This is a genomic window from Streptomyces sp. NPDC051322 (genome assembly GCF_040689485.1).
Taxonomy (GTDB): Bacteria; Actinomycetota; Actinomycetes; order Streptomycetales; family Streptomycetaceae; genus Streptomyces.
This window is the reverse complement of sequence record NZ_JBFBAK010000003.1, coordinates 521,407-538,253: the sequence shown is the minus strand read 5'-3', so window position 1 is coordinate 538,253 and position 16,847 is coordinate 521,407. Positions and strand designations below refer to the sequence as shown.

General features: G+C 69.2%; 16 protein-coding genes. 2 read left to right on the top strand and 14 right to left on the bottom strand.

The features are described from left to right. Positions 1 to 4: 4 nt before the first annotated feature. Together AB0436_RS10675 and AB0436_RS10670 are read right to left on the bottom strand one after the other, a co-directional pair. Positions 5 to 415: a Rid family hydrolase gene (locus tag AB0436_RS10675; protein WP_366467386.1), complete on the bottom strand. Its 411-nt coding sequence runs from the start codon at positions 413 to 415 to the stop codon at positions 5 to 7. 191 nt (positions 416 to 606) lie between these two features. Next, entirely contained in the window at positions 607 to 1,197 is a 591-nt protein-coding gene (locus tag AB0436_RS10670; RefSeq protein ID WP_366467385.1) for a winged helix-turn-helix domain-containing protein, read from the bottom strand. A 333-nt stretch (positions 1,198 to 1,530) separates the two neighbouring features. Between AB0436_RS10670 and AB0436_RS10665 the strand changes: the two genes are divergently transcribed. Further along, a complete protein-coding gene (locus tag AB0436_RS10665) occupies positions 1,531 to 2,439 on the top strand; it encodes a hypothetical protein (protein ID WP_366467384.1) in 909 nt (302 codons plus the stop codon). A gap of 115 nt (positions 2,440 to 2,554) precedes the next feature. Here AB0436_RS10665 and AB0436_RS10660 read toward each other — a convergent pair whose 3' ends face one another. From AB0436_RS10660 to AB0436_RS10615, 10 genes are all read right to left on the bottom strand, one after another. Continuing rightward, a complete protein-coding gene (locus AB0436_RS10660; RefSeq protein ID WP_366467383.1) occupies positions 2,555 to 5,380 on the bottom strand; it encodes an FAD-binding and (Fe-S)-binding domain-containing protein in 2,826 nt (941 codons plus the stop codon). A gap of 139 nt (positions 5,381 to 5,519) precedes the next feature. After that, on the bottom strand, positions 5,520 to 6,338 hold the full coding sequence (locus tag AB0436_RS10655; protein ID WP_366467382.1) for a DUF6282 family protein: 819 nt from the start codon (positions 6,336 to 6,338) through the stop codon (positions 5,520 to 5,522). Between the two features lie 7 nt (positions 6,339 to 6,345). Beyond that, a complete protein-coding gene (locus AB0436_RS10650) occupies positions 6,346 to 7,167 on the bottom strand; it encodes a nitrilase-related carbon-nitrogen hydrolase (RefSeq protein WP_366467381.1) in 822 nt (273 codons plus the stop codon). Between the two features lie 32 nt (positions 7,168 to 7,199). Then, a complete protein-coding gene (locus AB0436_RS10645; RefSeq protein ID WP_366467380.1) occupies positions 7,200 to 8,138 on the bottom strand; it encodes a glycine betaine ABC transporter substrate-binding protein in 939 nt (312 codons plus the stop codon). A gap of 69 nt (positions 8,139 to 8,207) precedes the next feature. Continuing rightward, a complete protein-coding gene (locus AB0436_RS10640; RefSeq protein ID WP_366467379.1) occupies positions 8,208 to 8,966 on the bottom strand; it encodes an ABC transporter permease in 759 nt (252 codons plus the stop codon). Beyond that, positions 8,963 to 9,967 (bottom strand): ABC transporter ATP-binding protein, encoded by a 1,005-nt coding sequence (locus AB0436_RS10635; RefSeq protein WP_366467378.1) that lies wholly within the window; start codon positions 9,965 to 9,967, stop codon positions 8,963 to 8,965. Before AB0436_RS10635 ends, AB0436_RS10640 begins: the two co-directional genes overlap by 4 nt. Continuing rightward, on the bottom strand, positions 9,960 to 10,607 hold the full coding sequence (locus tag AB0436_RS10630; RefSeq protein ID WP_366467376.1) for an ABC transporter permease: 648 nt from the start codon (positions 10,605 to 10,607) through the stop codon (positions 9,960 to 9,962). The genes AB0436_RS10635 and AB0436_RS10630 overlap by 8 nt, the downstream gene beginning before the upstream one ends. A gap of 161 nt (positions 10,608 to 10,768) precedes the next feature. Beyond that, on the bottom strand, positions 10,769 to 11,572 hold the full coding sequence (locus AB0436_RS10625; protein ID WP_366467375.1) for an IclR family transcriptional regulator: 804 nt from the start codon (positions 11,570 to 11,572) through the stop codon (positions 10,769 to 10,771). A gap of 149 nt (positions 11,573 to 11,721) precedes the next feature. Continuing rightward, positions 11,722 to 12,642, bottom strand: a complete 921-nt coding sequence (locus AB0436_RS10620; RefSeq protein ID WP_366467373.1) for an alpha/beta fold hydrolase — start codon at positions 12,640 to 12,642, stop codon at positions 11,722 to 11,724. A gap of 314 nt (positions 12,643 to 12,956) precedes the next feature. After that, positions 12,957 to 14,306: a chloride channel protein gene (locus AB0436_RS10615; RefSeq protein WP_366467371.1), complete on the bottom strand. Its 1,350-nt coding sequence runs from the start codon at positions 14,304 to 14,306 to the stop codon at positions 12,957 to 12,959. A gap of 272 nt (positions 14,307 to 14,578) precedes the next feature. Here AB0436_RS10615 and AB0436_RS10610 point away from each other — a divergent pair, with 272 nt between their 5' ends. Further along, positions 14,579 to 15,481 (top strand): amidohydrolase family protein, encoded by a 903-nt coding sequence (locus tag AB0436_RS10610; protein ID WP_366467370.1) that lies wholly within the window; start codon positions 14,579 to 14,581, stop codon positions 15,479 to 15,481. 34 nt (positions 15,482 to 15,515) lie between these two features. Here the strand turns inward: AB0436_RS10610 and AB0436_RS10605 are convergent, their stop codons facing one another. Both AB0436_RS10605 and AB0436_RS10600 read right to left on the bottom strand, forming a co-directional pair. Then, a complete protein-coding gene (locus tag AB0436_RS10605) occupies positions 15,516 to 16,139 on the bottom strand; it encodes a class F sortase (RefSeq protein ID WP_366467499.1) in 624 nt (207 codons plus the stop codon). A 294-nt stretch (positions 16,140 to 16,433) separates the two neighbouring features. After that, a partial coding sequence (locus tag AB0436_RS10600) for a hypothetical protein (RefSeq protein ID WP_366467369.1) occupies positions 16,434 to 16,847 on the bottom strand: 414 nt, incomplete at its 5' end.

Genomic DNA, 16,847 nt, shown 5'->3' with positions numbered 1-16,847 from the left:
ATCATCAGGAGTCGAGCACGGCGGCGACGGCTTCGAGCTCAACGAGTTGGTCGTCGTACCCGAGCACGGTGACCCCCATCAACGTACTGGGCACATCGTGATCGCCGAACGCGTCCCGGACCACCTGCCAGGCAGTCACCAGGTCCTCCCGCCGGGTGGACGCGACGAGCACCCTCGTGCTGATGACGTCCTGCAGCGACGCTCCCGCCGCGACGAGCGCGGTCCGCATGTTCTCGACGGCTTGTGCAGCCTGGCCCGCATAGTCCCCGACCGCCACCGTCGAGCCGTCCTCGTCCAGCGGGCACGCCCCGGCGAGGAAGATCAACCGCGCGTCGGCGGGGGCCGTGGCCGCGTAGGCGTACTCCGCGACGTCTGACAGGGCAGCGGATCGGATCAGAGTGACAGCACGGGCCATGGTCGTTGAGCTCCTCTTGTCTCGGGTGACGGCGATTCAGGCGACGCCATCTTCGGCGACGGGCTCCTGGCGAGCCAAGTCCATTTACCGGACCACCTCCGCCTCGGCGGCCTGCTGGGAAGCGGGCACTCGCTCGAGTGCACCGCTGCTGATGAGCGCGTCGATCGTCGCCCGCCCTTGGTTCCAACGCGTCATTGCGTCTCCTGGTCAAGCTTCAACTGGACCAGCGGACGCTCGCGAACGCCGGTAAGGAACGGATCCTCCGTGCGAGCAGCCCACGCTTTGGCGGTGACCCGATGGGTGTTGACCTCACGGCGCAGCCGCCGAGACGCCTCTTCGGCGAGGTCAAAGAGCGAGTCCGCATCGGGCTCGCCCACGACGAGGACATCGACATCTCCGGGGGGCGGACCCGACTCACCGCTGTACCGAGCGGCCCACGAACCATAGATGTATGCCTCGCACACACCGGCGAGTCCCGCCAGCATCGCGGAGAGCAGAGGCACAGGCCCGAAGGAGACGGCCATGAGATCGCTCAGTGGGCGATACAGCGGGGTGTCCGTTCGAGCCCTGACGAGGCGGCTCCGCCCCACTCGCCGATCGGCCAGAATGCCGCCGCCGATCAGACGGTCAACCTCGCGCATGACGGTCGTGGGTGTCACCCCGAAGTCCGTCGCGAGCTCGGTAATGCGGTATTCGCGTTCCGAATGCAGGCAGAGCAGGGCCAGGAGTTCGCCCTGCAGGCGGGAACGCAGGATGGGAAGCAGGCTTGGCGAGTCTTTCATTGGGCGCGGGTCCGAAGCCGGCACGGAGGCACGAAAGGGGACGGACTCCGTCCAGCCGCGCAGCGCTGAGGGGCGGCCTGGCAGACGCTCGGCTTCACCGGGTTCCCGTCCGCGAGGGGCCGGTGACCCACGAGATCCCTTCAAGGACCTAAGAGAAAGAACTACCTACCCACCCTCCCCGCCCAACCCGTCACCCGCAAGGGTGACTTGGTTGCATATGCACGGTGAGGACGGTTACGTTCAGCCCAACAACCCAAGACATGAAGACGGCCCTCAACCAGGACTCGCAATCCTGACCGAGGGCCTGACCAACCAGGAAGCGATACCTTCCCGATGGCTGAGCCGCAGTCTAACGCGCCCCTGCGCGCCGACACCGGAGCACCGACCTCCGGCGTGATCCGCGTCCGTACCCGCCTCACCGCGAACTTCACCGTCCTCGCCAACGCCCTCGCGCAGCGGCCCGGTAGCGCGGTCACGGTCGGTGTCGCGGCGTACATCCTCTCGCTGCCCGACGGCGCCCCGGTGAGCATCCCCGCGCTGTGCGCGCACTTCACCGAGGGCGAGATCCTCATCTCGCGGGCCCTGCGCGAACTCGAAACGGCCGGATACCTCGAACGCCGCCGCGTACGCGGTCCCGGCGGCCGGTTCCACACCCGCACCTACGCCTACGACGTACCCGGCCGTGGCCTCCCCAGCCCGCCCCCACCCACACCGCCGCTGCCCCGGATGTGCGTGCCGGAGGACATCCCGGGGGACGTACCGGCGCGGGCACCGGCCCCGGCGGCCCGGACCATCACGCCACCGGTGACGCCGTCGCCCGTACAGCAACCGAGCACCACCACCCCGCCGCCACCCCCACTCGCACTCGCCGACGCAGACCCGCAGGCCGTCGCCATCCTCGCGTCGCTCCGCATCGTCGACCGCCGACTGGTCCTCTCCCGCCGCGAAGTCGCCGAACTGGCACCCGCCGTCGCCGACTGGCTGGCAGCAGGCATCAGCGCGGAACAGATCACCCAGGAGCTCACCTTCCGCCTCCCGGACCACTTCCTCGCGCGCCCCGCCAAAATCCTCGCCTACCGCCTCAGCGAACGGCCCCTCGACGCACCCGCCCCGGCAGCCGCACCCACCGTTCTGCCCTGGCAGACCTGCGACGGCGGCTGCGACCGCCCCTTCCGCGCCGCACAACCGGGCCGCTGCCGCGACTGCCCACCCGACGACGAGGCGCTGGATATCGCATGCTGAGCCCGAGTGATACAGGAACGAGTACCACCGGCGCAGGTGGGACGCTTGCTGTGTCACGAGCAGCGGGGAAGGAACCTTCGAGAAGTCCACATGCGAGGGTGAGCTGCTCGAGGAATCACTCAGCCCCCCGGAGAGCTTCGGCGACGACCTGGACGAGGTGCCGGCTGTCGAGGCCGGCGAGATCGCGTACCTGCGTACGGCAGGAGAACCCGTCGGCAAGGATGCGCCGGTCCGGGGCAGCGGACGCCTTGGCGAGAATGCCGTCCTGCGCGATCTTCTCGGAGACTTCGTAGTGGCCCTTCTCCATACCGAAGTTCCCGGCGAGACCGCAGCATCCGGCAGAGATCTCGACGTCACAGCCCATGGCCTGCAGGAATGCCTGATCCGCGTCGTATCCCATGACCGAGTAGTGGTGGCAGTGGGGCTGGACGAGGAGGCTCTCCGATGCCTGCGGCGGCGTCCAGCTGATCGAGTTGAGAAACTCGGCGACGGTCCTGACCGAGCCGGAGAGCTCGGCGGCGCGGGGGTCGTCGGGGAGGAGCTCCACGAGGTCCGAGCGGAGCGTAGCGATGCAGCTGGGCTCGATGCCGACGACAGTCCGACCGTCCCTGACGTGCGGAAGCAACAGGTCGAGTGTCCTGCGGAGCTTGGCCTTGGCGGCGGTGAGCTGACCGGTGGAGATGAGAGTCAGACCGCAGCAGGCCCCGGGGGCGGCGATCTCGACGTCGCAGCCGGCGGCGGCGAGGACATCGAGGGCGTCCCGGGGGACGTCCGGATCGATGGCGTCCGAGAAGGAGTCGACCCAGAGCAGGACCCTGGGCCCGCCTGCCTGCCGCTTGCCCGTCGTCTCCGGCCTGCTCCGGCGGAACGGCTTCCGGGGCAGAGTCGGCAGCGAACGGCGGGGATCGGCTCCCATCAGCGTCGCCATGGCTCTGCGGAGCGCGGGGATGCGGCCGGCGAGGTTGACGAGCGGGGCCACGGGGCCGGCGAGCCGGAGCCACTGCGGGAGCCGGCCGAGCGTGTAGTGGCTGAGCGGACGCAGACGCCCCTTGTACGTCTGGTGGAGGGTCTCTGACTTGAACATGGCCATGTCGATGCCGGTCGGGCAGTCGTTGGCGCAGGCCTTGCAGCTCAGGCACAGGTCGAGGGCCTCGTGGATTTCGGGGGAGCTCCAGTCCTCCGTGACGAATCCGCCGTTGAGCATTTCCTGGAGCATGCGCGCACGGCCTCGGGTGGAATCCTTCTCGTCCCGGGTGGCCGTGTACGAGGGGCACATGAATCCGCCCTGATCGCGAAGATCGGCACGGCACTTGCCCACCCCGACGCACCGGTGGACGGCTTCGGTGATGTCTCCGCCGTCGTGTGCGAAGGCGAAGCCGTCGGTGGCGCGGAGCCGGCGGGCCCGGGGGCGGCGCAGGTCGGCGTCCAGCGGCGCCGGGCGGACGACGACCCCGGGGTTCAAGAGGTCCTCGGGGTCCAGGAGCGCCTTGAAGGTCTCCATCACGCGCAGGGCCTCGGGGCTGTACATGGCGGGCAGCAGCTCGGAGCGGGCACGCCCGTCTCCGTGTTCGCCGGAGAGGGAGCCGCCGTGCTCGCCGGCCAGGGCCGCAGCGCGTTCGAGGAACCCGCGCATGCACGCGCCCCCGGCGTCGAGCGGGAAGTCGATACGAACGTGGACACACCCGTCGCCGAAGTGCCCGTAGGCCAGCCCGGAAAGCTCCTTCTCGGCCATGAGCGCTTCGAGTCCGCGCAGGTAGTCCCCGAGCCTTTCCGGGGGGACGGCGGAATCCTCCCAGCCGGGCCACGCCTGCTTGCCGTCGGCGGTGCGTCCGGCCAGGCCGGCGCCGTCGGCGCGGATCTGCCAGAGCCTGGTCGCGTCGGGGCCTGCGGGCAGGACGACGGCGTCGGCGGAGGCGGAGGAGGCGACGAGTTTCCGTGCTGCCCCGACGGCCTCGTTCGAGGTGGCGCCGCCGACCTCGGCGATCAGCCATCCGCCGCCTGCGGGCAGGGTGGGGACACTGGCGTTGCCGTGCGCCCGGCGGACGACGTCGATGAGCTGTGCGTCCAGGCCTTCCAGGGCGAGCGGGTGGAAGGGGAGCAGGTTCGGCACATCGTCCGCGGCGGTGGCCATGTCGCTGTAACCGAGGACCGCCAGGGCCGGTGCCGGTGCCTGGGGGACGAGCCTGACCGTGGCTTCGAGGAGGATCCCACAGCTGCCTTCCGTGCCGGTCAGGGCGGCTGCCAGGTTGCGTCCGTTCTCAGGAAGCAGGTGCTCCAGGGAGTAGCCGGAGATCTGGCGTCCGAAACGTCCGAACTCGGTACGCAGTACGGCCAGGTTCTCGGAGACGAAGGCGTCCAGACCGGGCACCGCCGTGAGCGCGTCGTCCCCCGAGCCGGCCGTGATCACGTCACCGCTGCCGGTCAGCCAGGTCATGGAGATTACGTTGTCGGCCGTGCGCCCGTAGGAGAGGCCGTGGGGGCCGCAGGCGTTGTTGCCGATCATCCCGCCGATTGTGCAGCGGGTGGCGGTGGACGGATCGGGGCCGAACCGCAGTCCGAGGGGGAGGGCCTCGCTCTGGAGCGTGCTCAGGACGGTCCCCGGTTCGACCACCGCCGTCGAGGACCCGGCATCGACCGACAGGACACGGTTCATGAAGCGGGAGAAGTCGATCACCAGACCTGGACCCACGGCGTTCCCGGCGCAGGAGGTGCCTCCTCCCCTGACGGTGACCTGGACGTTGTGGGCGCGGGCGATACGGACCGCGGTGATCACGTCGCTCTTCGACCGGGGCATGAGAACGGCCTTCGGGATGATCCGGTAGTTCGACGCGTCCGTCGAATAAACCGCCCTGGTCGCGGACGAGCCGTCGACGAGCTCGCCGAGCTGTCCGCGCAGGGCGTCGAGGAACGCCTCGGTGAGGGCCTTCGGATCGTCTGCCATGGTCGCGTCCATAGGGTGCTGCTCCTGGAAAGCCATCGGGTCCGGTGGGGTGGACACGCATCCGTTCGCTACGGATTCGCGTCCGGGTGTCTCGGGTCTGCTGACGAACATGAAGGGATGCGCTTCGCGTGCCCGGCCGTCACGGGAGGACGAGCTTCCTGGGGGTGTCGCCGGCGGCGTCCCGCAGCCAACCGGGGTCCAGTCCTTCGGCGGCGAGCGCGGCGATGAGCTGTTCGAGGGCGGCGGGAGGTTCGGGACTGTCGGGCTGTCCCGCGTCGGAGGCCAGGACCAGACGCGACCCTGCTGCCCGGGCGACGGCGGCCAGTCGGGCAGGTGTCATCCCGGGCTGGTGGAAGAGCTGGTAGGCGGTGATCTCGACGTGGGCGCCCCGCTCCGCGAGCTCGGCGATCTCCCCCAGTTCCATACCGGGGACGGTGTAGGAGGGGTGTGTGAGCAGGAACCTGTCGATGCCCCGGGCTTCGGCCTGCTCCAGCAGCCACCGGCATTCCGCGCCGCTGAGGTGCCCTGTGCACAGCACCGCGTCGTGCTCGGCGATCAGGTCCATCACGAAGGCGGCGTTCTCGGCTGATGCGTCGCCCGTTGCCAGGACGGGGGGGACGGACAGCACGGAGCGGTCCAGCCGCTCGTCCAGGTCGCCCAGCCGTGGCAGGCCGGCACTCTCCTGGGTGTGGGCGTCCGCTGTGGGGAACCACACGACCCGGCCGCCTGTGGACAGGGCCGACAGTACGGCCGCCGGATTGATCCCGCCGACGGCACGGTTGAGGGTGATTCCCCCCACGACGTCCAGCCCGGACGAACGGTTGAGAGCGCTGGCCCGGCCCACCGTGGATTCGTGGTGAGCCTTCAGGACGAAGCCGCTGTAGCCGGCCCTGGCATAAGCAGCTCCGACCTGGTCGTCGTGGCCGATCCGTGCGAGGACGTCGGGGGCTGCGTGCACATGAACGTCAAACATATGGCGGCTCGCTTTCGGAGGGCAGTCGTGCCGGCAACGCCCTGGCGAGGAAGTCGGTCCGGGCTTCTGCGCGCAGGGGTACCTCTGCGCGGAGCCGGCGCAGGGCTTTCAGGTCCAGATCGGCGAACGCGGCACCCGGCTCGCCCCCGAGGTGTACGAGGACGTCGCCGTCCGGGCCCAGCACGCGCGATCCGCCCCAGAACCGAGCCTCGCCGTCCGTACCGCAGCGGTTGACGAAGACGACGTAGCACTGCAGCAGCACGGCGGCATGTTCCAGGATCACCTCCCACGTGCGGCGAATCCTCGCCGGGTCGGTACCCGCCATGCTGGCCACGGGCACGATCAGGACCTCGGCACCGCCCTGGGCCGCCAGCCACGGGACGACCGGGTGCCACATGTCGTTGCAGATGGCCGTGGCGATCCTGGCCGCGTCGAAGCAGGCGGTCCGCAGCTCCGCGCCGGGCCGGAACGACAGGTGCTCGTTCCACGGGGCGTAGGAGACGGGATGGAGCTTGTGCTGGAGGTGCCGGGTCCCGGTCCGCGGATCGGACAGCAGGTAGCTGTTCCAGGGCAGCCCCGAGGCGCCCTTCTCGGCAAAGCCCACGCCGACACCCGCGGACACCAGGGCGGCGAGACGCGGATCATCGCCGGCGAAGAGGTCCGTCTCCTCGTGGGGGGTGAATCCGTAGCCGTTGACGGAGAGTTCGGGGGTGACAGCGAGATCGACGGGGCCGAGGCCACCGTGCAGTTCGGCGATGCCGGCGAGGTTCTCCCCCACCGCGCCGAAGACGGGTGCGGTCTGGAGGAGTCCCACGCGAAGCGTGGAAGATCCCGCCGCGCCCGCCGTCAGGTCAGATTGTTGGCGCTGAGCCACTGGTGTGCCACCTCCTCCGGCCTCTTGCCCGCCACGTCGATCTGTGCGTTGAGCTTCTGCATCTCGGAGGTGGTCAGCAGCCTGGCCACCGGAGCCATCGCCGTCCGGATCCCCGGGTATTTCCTCAGGATGGCGCCTCGGACGTTCAGGGAGAGGTTGTAGGGCGTGAAGTACTTCTTGTCGTCCTTCAGGACGGTCAGCCCGAGGGCGGAGATCCGGCCGTCGGTGGCGAAGACCTCACCCGCACTGCACGGATTCCCCTTAGCGACCGCGTTGTAGATCGGGCCTTCGGCCAGCTCCGCCACATCGCTCTTGGGGAGGCGGAAACCGTACGCCTTCTCCAGCCCGGACCACCCGTCGTCCCGGCCGAAGAACTCCGAGGCACCGCAGAAGCGGCCGCTTGCCGGATCCTTCGTGGCGAGTTCGGCGTAGTCGGAGAGCGTGGAGACGTTGAGCTTCTTCGCCGTCCGTGTCCTCATCGCGAGCGCATAGGTGTTGTTCGCCGCCGCAGGGGGGAGCCACACCACATCGTTCTCGGCCTTGTCCAGGGACCTGACCTTCTCGTACACGGCCTGCGGGTCGGAGGTGCTTCCATGCTGTTTCAGGGCCAGCCAGCCGGTGCCGGTGTATTCCCAGTACATGTCCACGGAGCCGCCGGTCAGTGCGGCGCGGACGGCGTTGCTGCCGCTCATTCCACAGGTGCGTTTGACGTTCGCTGCCTGCGACTCGAGCCGCTGAGCGGTGATTTCGCACAGCAGCAGCTGCTCGGTGAAATCCTTCGAGGCGACATTCACGGTGGCCCCTTTGAGGGGGCCGCTGTCCGCTGGGCCGCTGCCCTGCCCGGGGCCGTTGCTGGTGAGAGCGCAGCCGCTGGCGAGCACAAGGCCGAGCAGGCTTGCCGCAGTCACCATGTATTTCCGCATGCTGAAGCCCTTTCGTGGTGCTTGACGATGTGTGCGGGGTCCCGGAACCGGGCGGTCTCAGATACCGCGCGGGCGCAGGGCCCGCTCGGCCAGGCCGGCCAGCCAGTCGACGGCAAGGGCCAGGGCCATCGTGAGGGCACTGCCGACGACGAGCACCGGCGTCCTGTCGAGAGAGATACCGGAGGAGATGACGGAGCCGAGGCCGCCGGCGTTGGTGAACGCGGCGAGGGTGGCCACGCCGACGTTCAGGATCAGCGCCACCCGGATGCCCGCCAGCATCACCGGTACCGCCAGCGGCAGTTCGATGGTGACGAGCACCTCCCGTCGACTCATCCCCATGCCCCGCCCGGCGTCGATCAGCGCAGGGCTGACCTGACGGATCCCGACCATGGTGTTGCGCAGTACGGGAAGGAGGGCATACAGCACCAGCGCGACGACGGCCATCCAGAAACCGACGCCGAAGACGATGGCCAGCACCACCAGCACCCCGATCGACGGCACCGCCTGGCTCGCGTTGGCCGCCGCGAGCACCACCGCGCCCGCCCTGCTGATGCGGGGCCTGGTCAGCAGCACCCCCAGGGGGACTCCGACGGCGATGGTCAGCAGCGTCGACATGACGACGAGCTGGACGTGCTGCCACAGTGCGGTCAGCACGACGTCCGAGGCCAGGCTGCGGGTTTCGACGGAATCCAGCTGACTGGAGCCGACATAGGCCCAGATGGCTCCCAGCAGGACGAGGACGACCAGCGGCGGCACCCATGTCCGCGAACGGCGCGCTCCGCCCCGGGTGGTCGCCTGAACGGCCCCGGCACTCACGAGAGCACCTTCGCCGGCTGGGCTGCTGCGGTGAGCAGGGTCTGGAGGTCGAGGTAGCGGCCGGCGTCCCCGGGAACGCTGACCTCGACGCCGTCGGCCCCCGCCGCCAGGACCAGCTCAAGTGCCCTGTGGACGCTGTCATCGGCGCCGACCTCTACGGCGTTCGCCACGCCGGCCGTGCCGGAAGGCGCGGAGTCGATGACGTCCGAGACCTTCAGGAGCGTCAGCCGCCGGACTGGGGCGCCCGAGCCGACGAAGTCGCGGACGAAGTCGTCTGCGGGGTTGCTGAGGATCTCCAACGGGGTGTCGAACTGGGCGAGGCGCGACCCGGGACCGAATATGGCGATGCGGTCGCCCATGCGAAGCGCCTCGTCGATGTCGTGCGTGACCATCACGATCGTTTTGCGGATGCGTTGCTGCAGCCGCAGGAACTCCGTCTGGAGCTTCTCCCGCGCGATGGGGTCCACGGCGCCGAACGGCTCGTCCATCAGCATCACCGGCGGATCAGCCGCGAGAGCGCGGGCAACACCGACCCGCTGCTGCTGGCCGCCGGAGAGCTGCTTGGGGTACCTGTCCGCGTAGGTGGCCGGATCGAGCCCGACCATCTCCAGCAGTTCCCTCGCCCGCTCACGGCGCTCGGGCCTCTTCACTCCCAACATCTTGGGCACGAGAGCGATGTTGTCCGCGATCGTCAGGTGTGGCAGCAGGCCGATCTGCTGGATGACGTAGCCGATGCCACGCCGCAGGCCGTCCACCTCGGTGTGGGTGACGTCCTTGCCGTCGATGAGTATCCGCCCGTGTGTCGGCTCGACGAGGCGGTTGATCATCCGCAGCGTGGTGGTCTTCCCGCAGCCGGACGGCCCGACCAGGACGACGAACTCTCCTCGCTCGATCTCCATCGAGAGTTCGGAGACAACGGCCTTTTCCTGGCCCGGATATCGTGTGGAGACCTCGTCCAGACAGATCATGGCGTCAGGGCTCGGGATGGGCCTGTCAGACATTCGATCCTCGCAGGGCAGTGATCTTGGCGATCGCGATGAACAGCAGGTCGAGGACCAGAGCGACGAGCACCACTCCGATCACTCCGGAGAGAGCTTCCTCCAGCGCGTTGGCTCCCCCGATACGATCCAGCCCACGGAAGATCAGCTGGCCCAGACCGGGGCCGCGTACGACGGCTCCGATGGCCGCTGTCGCGACCAGCATGATCGTTGCCGTTCGGATCCCGTTGAGGATCACCGGCCAGGCCAGGGGCAGCACGACCGTACGCATACGCCGTCCCGGGCCCATGCCGAGTCCACGTGCCGCCTCCACGACGGCCGGGTCGACCTCTTCGATGCCGGTGACCGCATTGCGCAGGATCGGGAAGACTCCGTACACGGTGAGGGCGACGATCGTCGGGGCCACACCGAGCCCCAAGACAGGGATCATGAGGGCGAACAGGGCGAAGGAAGGGATGGTCAGCAGCGATCCGGTGAGTGACAGCAGAGCGCGGCGCAGGCCCGGTGCGGACTGGGTGAGAACGGCCAGCCCGATTCCGACGACCGCGGCGATCCCGACACTGATCAGGACGAGTTCGATGTGCTGCTCGGTCAGGAACAGCAAGTAGGCGGCATTGTCAGACATGTAGGAGACGAGCTTCATGGCGCGGCCGTCCTCGTGCCGGCACAGCTCACGACCGCATGGAGTCTCGGCTGCCGCGGCCCGGCGGGGCCGGACCCGGGCAGGGGGCGAGCAGGATGTCGCATGGTGTTCTCCGGTTCTCCGGGGCTCGAACGGGTGGTGTCGGTGGGCATCAGTGACCGTCAGAGATCACTTGGATCGGTGCAGGGGCGCACGTCGGAGCCGAGAGCGGACTGCAGGACGCGCATCGTCGAGAGCAGGTGCCCGGCGAGCGTCCTGATGTGCGGCTCGACCCGGAACGCGGGGCCGGAGATGTTGACCGCGGCTGTGATCCGGCCGGTGAAATCCCGGACCGGTGCCCCGATACCCACGAGCTCCGGGTCGAAGATCCGGTTCGCGACCGTGTAACCCCGTCGGCGGGCCTCCTGCACCTGGGCGAGGAACACCTGTGCCTCACGGTCCGATCCCCTCTGGTCGCCGCGCCGGACCAGCTCGAGGATGTGCTCGTCCTCGTAGTCCATCAGCAGAGCCATGCCACTGGAGCTCCTGTGCGCCGGGATCGTGCGGCCCACCCAGTTCACGGCCTCGACCGACCGCCGGGAGCCCTCGGACAGCACGGTGAGCACCTCGCCGTCACTGAGAACGCTCAGGTAGGTGCGCTCCCGGACGGTTTCGGTCAGCCTGAGCAGCAAAGGGCTCGCGAGTGTGGTCAGCCGCTGGTCCCCCGCCCGGACAGCCAGCGCGAAGAGCCGCCAGCTCAGCTCGTACCGCATCGAAGGACGTCTGGCCACCATGCCCGTTTCGAGCAGACTCTTGAGCTGCCGGGACACAACGGACTTCTCGCGCCCGAGCGTCCTCGCGACATCGGACACGCTCATCCCGTCCGGGAACACGACCGGATCCGCCGACGCGAGCGCGTCGAGAACGGCCATCACGCGCGAAGCGCCACTCCGCGCAGCGGGAGTCTGTTTCTGCTCAGAAGCCATACCGAATCCTTGGTAGCGGTATGAATAACTAGACGGATCGCGACGATATACGCAACGAAAGGTTGCACTTTCTGCATCACGCGCTTCGATCCGCCTTCGGCGTCGGGGCTGAACCGGCCAGGTTCCGCAGGGGCAGCCCCGGACGGCGGTCAGGCCGAGACACTCCGGACGGGAGCGGCGGAGATGTCGAAGGCCTCGTCGAAGAACTCCCGCAGACGGTCGCAGAGCAGCACGAACTCCGGGTGATCGCCGAACATGAAGTCGTTGTGTCGTCCCGGGATCGTGTAGAGCGTCTTGGGCGAGGCGGCCGACGCGTACAGGGACAGGGCCTCGTCGTACGGGTGCAGCGAGTTCTGCTCACCGTGTCCGAGGAACAGCGGCGTCGGCGCCAGGTTCGCCACCACGCTCGCCACCTTCAGGTCAAGGATGGACTCGGTGAACTGCAGCCGGGTCGGGTGCCCGAAGCCGTAGACCTGCGACAGTTCCTTCTGGACGTAGTCACCGGTCGCCGGGTCGAGCGGGTAGTGGACGAAGGTGTCCGCAAGCCTGGACTCGCCCCGGAGGACCCGGTTCGTCCGGTCCTCTTCCACTTCGGCGACGATTTTCTGGAACTCGTCGTAGGTGTGGATGGACTTGAGCCAGCGCTCCCCGTCGTAGAACCCGTTCAGTGAGGCGACACCCGCGACGTCGCCGGCCTTCTCGGCAGCGAGGATGACGTTCGCCGCACCCATGCCCCAGCCGATGAGGCCGACGCGGCGGGGGTCGACGTCCTCCTGCGAGCGGAGAAACGTCACCGCGTTGCGCACATCCTGGACCTGCTCTTCGATCAGGACGCGGCCCTTCTCACCCTCGCTGTCCGCCATACCCCGGTAGTCGAAGCCCAGGCAGACGAATCCGCGCTCGGTCATCCGCGAAGCAAACATCTTCGGGTAGAACTCGTTGAACCCCTGGTAGCCGGAGTTGATGACGAGCGCCTGGCGCTGCCCGCCCTCCGTCACGTCGTCCGGGTAGTAGAGGGTGGCCTCAAGACGGCTGCCCTCGCTGTAAAACGCGGTGTCCTTCTGAATCACGATAAATCCTTGAGTCGGGCGGGAGTACGAGACTGCACTGCGGTCTCAGGCGGCCACTCTCAAGGCAGCATGTGGCCAATGCAACAGCGTCATGCAATTTCTGCAACGCCGGAGACCGGCGGTTGCGCCGCCACCCTCGGGCGTCATGCCCCACCTGGGAGCAAGAAGTGCGTTTCAGCCGGTCAGCACCGTATGCAGCCCCTCCCCAGGCGATGCCACTCGTTGCCCCCGTCACCAACCGCCGCTCTCAGGTGCGGCCGCGCTGAGGGTGCGGGTTGTGCCAACGAATTCGAGCTCCGCCCGTTCCCGCACCCTCACTTCTTTCGCCCTGGGTGGAGGGGCCGTCCGGACGGCGGTGTGAGCCAGGAAACGGTGATGTGGCAGACCACCACCGCAACGATCACCAGAGGCATCACGTCGACCCCGTCGGAGCCGAGCAGCAGCGTGGCCAGCAGGACGGAGGTCAGCGGGAGCTTGAGCATCGCCACCGACATCGCGCCCATTCCCATGGCAGCGCCGGTGACGAACGGCAGCCCCGGGAGATGGGAGACCACGATCCCGGACGCGGCACCGAGGAACATCGCGGGGAAGATCGGGCCACCGCGGAACGCGGACAGCGAGAGGCAGTAGGCGAGTCCCTTGCAGACGAGCAGCAGGATCAGCGCCCCCGCCGAGTAACTGCCGGCGTGCAGCAGCAAGTGGGGCAGCGCGCTCTGCCCGGAGAACAGCACATCGGACGCGCCCTTACCGGTGCCCTCCGCATAGGCGATGGCCAGGGCCGCCACGACGAGACCCAGGGCCGGGGTCAAGACCATCCTGCGGCGGTTCACCCGGCGTTGCAGACGCAGTGCCAGGGAGCGGATGCCGGTGCCGAGCAACGCCATCGCGACGCCGATCGCCAACGCCCAGCCGAATTGGGCGATGTCGGGCCGCCCGGTGTGCGGAAGGTGCGGGATGACCAGTGTGACGCCTTTGACTCCTGCCCAGGAACCGAGGCCGGTGAACACCAGGGACCCGATGCCGGAGGCCAGCAGACCGGGCAGCAGTACGATCCCGAGCATGGGGCCACCCAGCCCTGATGCCTCCATCAGCAGAAACGCACCCAGCAGTGGCGAACCGAGCAGGGCACTGATCGCGGCGAAACTGCCGGCGGCCCCCACCATTGCCCGGGACGTCGCCTCGGAGTCGGGTCCGAGCAACCGGAAGACGTACACGGCCGAGCCCCCGCCCAGCGCGATCAGCGGCGCCTCGGGCCCGACGACCGCACCGAGTGCCAGCGAGGCGACCGCTGCGAGCAGCACGCCGGGGAGTTCGGCGGAGGTGGTGGTCCCCCTGGTCTTGAGGCCCTCGGCCGGCTGGTGCCCACCGTTGCCCGGCAGGAACCGGACCGTCAGTGCCACCAGGAGCCCGGCCACCGCGAGAAGCGGGAGTGGCCACCACGGCGGCGGTCGGTGGAAGCCGAGCGCCTTCGGCAGGTCGGTGTAGAGGGCACTCTGCAGATGGGAGACCGCTTCGAGGAAGCCGTAGGCGCCCGCTGAGATCACTACACCGAACAGACCGGTCAGCACGAGGAGCATGAGGTAGTTCTTGCTCCTCAGCGGGCCGAACGGGTCCTCGATCAGGGCGGCGTTCGGACCGTCTCCCGCCGGGGTGTCCGCTGACATCAGAGCGACTCCTCGGGACCGTCCGGCGGACAGCGGCCGGGGTTCTGTGGGCTCCGCCGAGTGTCACCCACGGTGCGACCACCGGCCACCCGGGGCGGCCGGACGGAGGGACGGCACGCCCGCCCGACCTCGGACTCGGCCGCCCGGGTGGCGGGCAGGCGTGTGGACCCCGGCCGCGTCCCGCACCCGTCCGCAGGAGGATGATCGCTGTCCGGCGGCGGCCCGAGGCCGTCCTGCCGAACAGTGCTGGTACACGACGAGGGAGCGGGCTCATGCCGGAGAAGCCGATACCGCCCGGTGGCGAGACCGAGCAGGGCGCGGTTGCCGCGTTCCGGCGGGCGGTCGGGCTGGAGGCGCTGATCGATGTGCACACGCACTTCATGCCGGAGCAGGTGCTGGCCAAGGTGTGGGCCTACTTCGACGCGGCCGGGCCGCTGATCGGGCGGCCGTGGCCGATCACGTACCGGGAGGAGGAGAAGCGCCGGGTCGAGACGTTGCGGGGCTTCGGGGTGCGGGCGTTCACGAGCATGCTCTACCCGCACAAACCGGGGATGGCGCGCTGGCTGAACGACTGGGCCGCCGACTTCGCGGCGCGGGTGCCGGAGTGTCTGCACACGGCCACCTTCTTCGCCGAGCCGGAGGCGCTCGACGACGTGCGCCGGGCGCTCGACCAGGGCGCGCGAGTCTTCAAGTGCCACCTGCAGGTGGGTGGTTACGACCCGAACGACCCGCTGCTCGACGGCGTATGGGGGCTGCTGGCCGACCACGGGACGCCCGTGGTGACGCACTGCGGGTCCGGGCCGGTGCCCGGCCCCTTCACGGGGCCCGGACCCATCGCCGAGCTGCTGGGGCGGCATCCGCGGCTGCGGCTGATCGTCGCGCACCTCGGGATGCCGGAGTACGAGGAGTTCCTCGGACTCGCGGAACGTTACGAGGGGGTCATGCTGGACACCACCATGGCGTTCACCCCCTTCGCCGAGGCCGCTGCTCCGTTCCCGCGCACCGCGCTCCCCCGGCTGGCCGGCCTGCGGGAGCGGGTGCTGCTGGGGACGGACTTCCCCAACATCCCCTATCCGTACATCGACGCGCTCCGCGCGCTGGAGCGCACCGGGTTGGGTGACACGTGGCTGCGCGCGGTCTGCCATGACAACGCGGCGCGGCTGTTCACCGTGTGAGGTGCGCTCCCGACAGATCTGCTGCGCCGGCGGATCAGGTGTGCTTCACCGAGTCGAGGTGGGCGAAGACGACGACGTTGTCCTCGTAGTCCTGCGCCTTTCTGTCGTAGGCGCCACCGCAGGTGATCAACCGCAGTTGCGGGTCAGGGGTGTCGGCGTAGACGCGGTCGTTCGGGAAGTTGGCCTTGCTGAAGGTTTCGACGGAGTCGACCTTGAAGACGGCGATGGTGCCGTCCTGCCGGGTGATGTTCACGGTGCTCGCCGGCTTCAGCGTGCGGAGCAGCAGGAACACGGCCGGGCCGGTCTTGGTGTCGACGTGTCCCGCGACGATCGCCGTGCCGCGCTCGCCGGGGGTGGCACCGCCCCGGTACCAGCCGACCAGGTTGGTGTTGTTGGGGGGCGGCGCGTTGAGCTGCCCGGAGGCGCCGATGTCGAGGGGGGTGAACGGCGCGTTCACGGAGATGCTCGGGATCGTCAGCCGCGTCGGCGTGGAGCGAGGCAGTGGGGCGACACCGGCAGGGGTGGGACTGGCCGCCCGCGGGGCGGGGGCGGACGCGACGACCTCGGGACTCGACTGCGCCTTGGCGTCGTCGGTCGGGGCGGCGAAGGAGTTGCAGAGGAGGAGCACGCCCACGGCCATGGCCGCGACGGGCAACATCAGTGCGCGGTACAGCGGGCGCACACGTCTCTCCGGGAACGCGCGGAACGGGGAGCGGGAGGGAGGCGGGGGGTACGAGTGCTGCGGGGCGGACGGGGAGGACGGATGCGGCGGGGGGAGTTTCTCGGCGGCCATGGGGGTGGTGCGCTGCCTTTCGAGAACGGGGTGGTGGCATGTGCGGGTGGGGGGAGTGAAGGATGCGGGCCGGCGAGCGGCAATGACCACCGCCGCGGCCACCGCCCGTGGCGGGCGGTGGCCTCGTCAGCTCTGAAACGTACGGTGGTGCGGAATCGGTCAGGCAGCGGAAAGGCCCGAGACGCTGCTGCGGCGACGGCGCAGCACGAACGCGCCGGCGCCCATGCCACCCAGCAGCAGCATCGAACCTGCGGCCAGGCCGCCGTTGGTGACGGCCATGCCGCCACCGCCGGTGTGCATGCCACCGTGCGGCCGGACGTCCTCGCGCGACTTGTCGTGGTCGCCCTTCCAGGAGTCGCCGCGGTCGACACCGGAGGCCGAGCCGCCGTCGTCGCCCGTGGTCACGGCCGTGGTCAGGGCCAGGGCGCCACCACCGGTGTGCATGCCGCCGTGCGGGCGGCCGTTGTCGTGGTCGGCCTTGCCGTGGTCGTCATTGCCCGCCTGGTCGCTCTGGTCCGAGCCCCAGTCGTCACCCATGGTCATGGCGAGGGCGCCACCACCGGTGTGCATCCC

Coding starts and splice junctions, on each gene's coding strand:
- AB0436_RS10670 (WP_366467385.1), bottom strand. CDS start 1,197: ATGAAAGACTCGCCAAGCCTGCTTCCCATCCTGCGTTCCCGCCTGCAG.
- AB0436_RS10665 (WP_366467384.1), top strand. CDS start 1,531: ATGGCTGAGCCGCAGTCTAACGCGCCCCTGCGCGCCGACACCGGAGCA.
- AB0436_RS10615 (WP_366467371.1), bottom strand. CDS start 14,306: ATGTCAGCGGACACCCCGGCGGGAGACGGTCCGAACGCCGCCCTGATC.
- AB0436_RS10605 (WP_366467499.1), bottom strand. CDS start 16,139: ATGTTGCCCGTCGCGGCCATGGCCGTGGGCGTGCTCCTCCTCTGCAAC.
- AB0436_RS10675 (WP_366467386.1), bottom strand. CDS start 415: ATGGCCCGTGCTGTCACTCTGATCCGATCCGCTGCCCTGTCAGACGTC.
- AB0436_RS10610 (WP_366467370.1), top strand. CDS start 14,579: ATGCCGGAGAAGCCGATACCGCCCGGTGGCGAGACCGAGCAGGGCGCG.
- AB0436_RS10645 (WP_366467380.1), bottom strand. CDS start 8,138: ATGGTGACTGCGGCAAGCCTGCTCGGCCTTGTGCTCGCCAGCGGCTGC.
- AB0436_RS10630 (WP_366467376.1), bottom strand. CDS start 10,607: ATGAAGCTCGTCTCCTACATGTCTGACAATGCCGCCTACTTGCTGTTC.
- AB0436_RS10625 (WP_366467375.1), bottom strand. CDS start 11,572: ATGGCTTCTGAGCAGAAACAGACTCCCGCTGCGCGGAGTGGCGCTTCG.
- AB0436_RS10635 (WP_366467378.1), bottom strand. CDS start 9,967: ATGTCTGACAGGCCCATCCCGAGCCCTGACGCCATGATCTGTCTGGAC.
- AB0436_RS10660 (WP_366467383.1), bottom strand. CDS start 5,380: ATGGCAGACGATCCGAAGGCCCTCACCGAGGCGTTCCTCGACGCCCTG.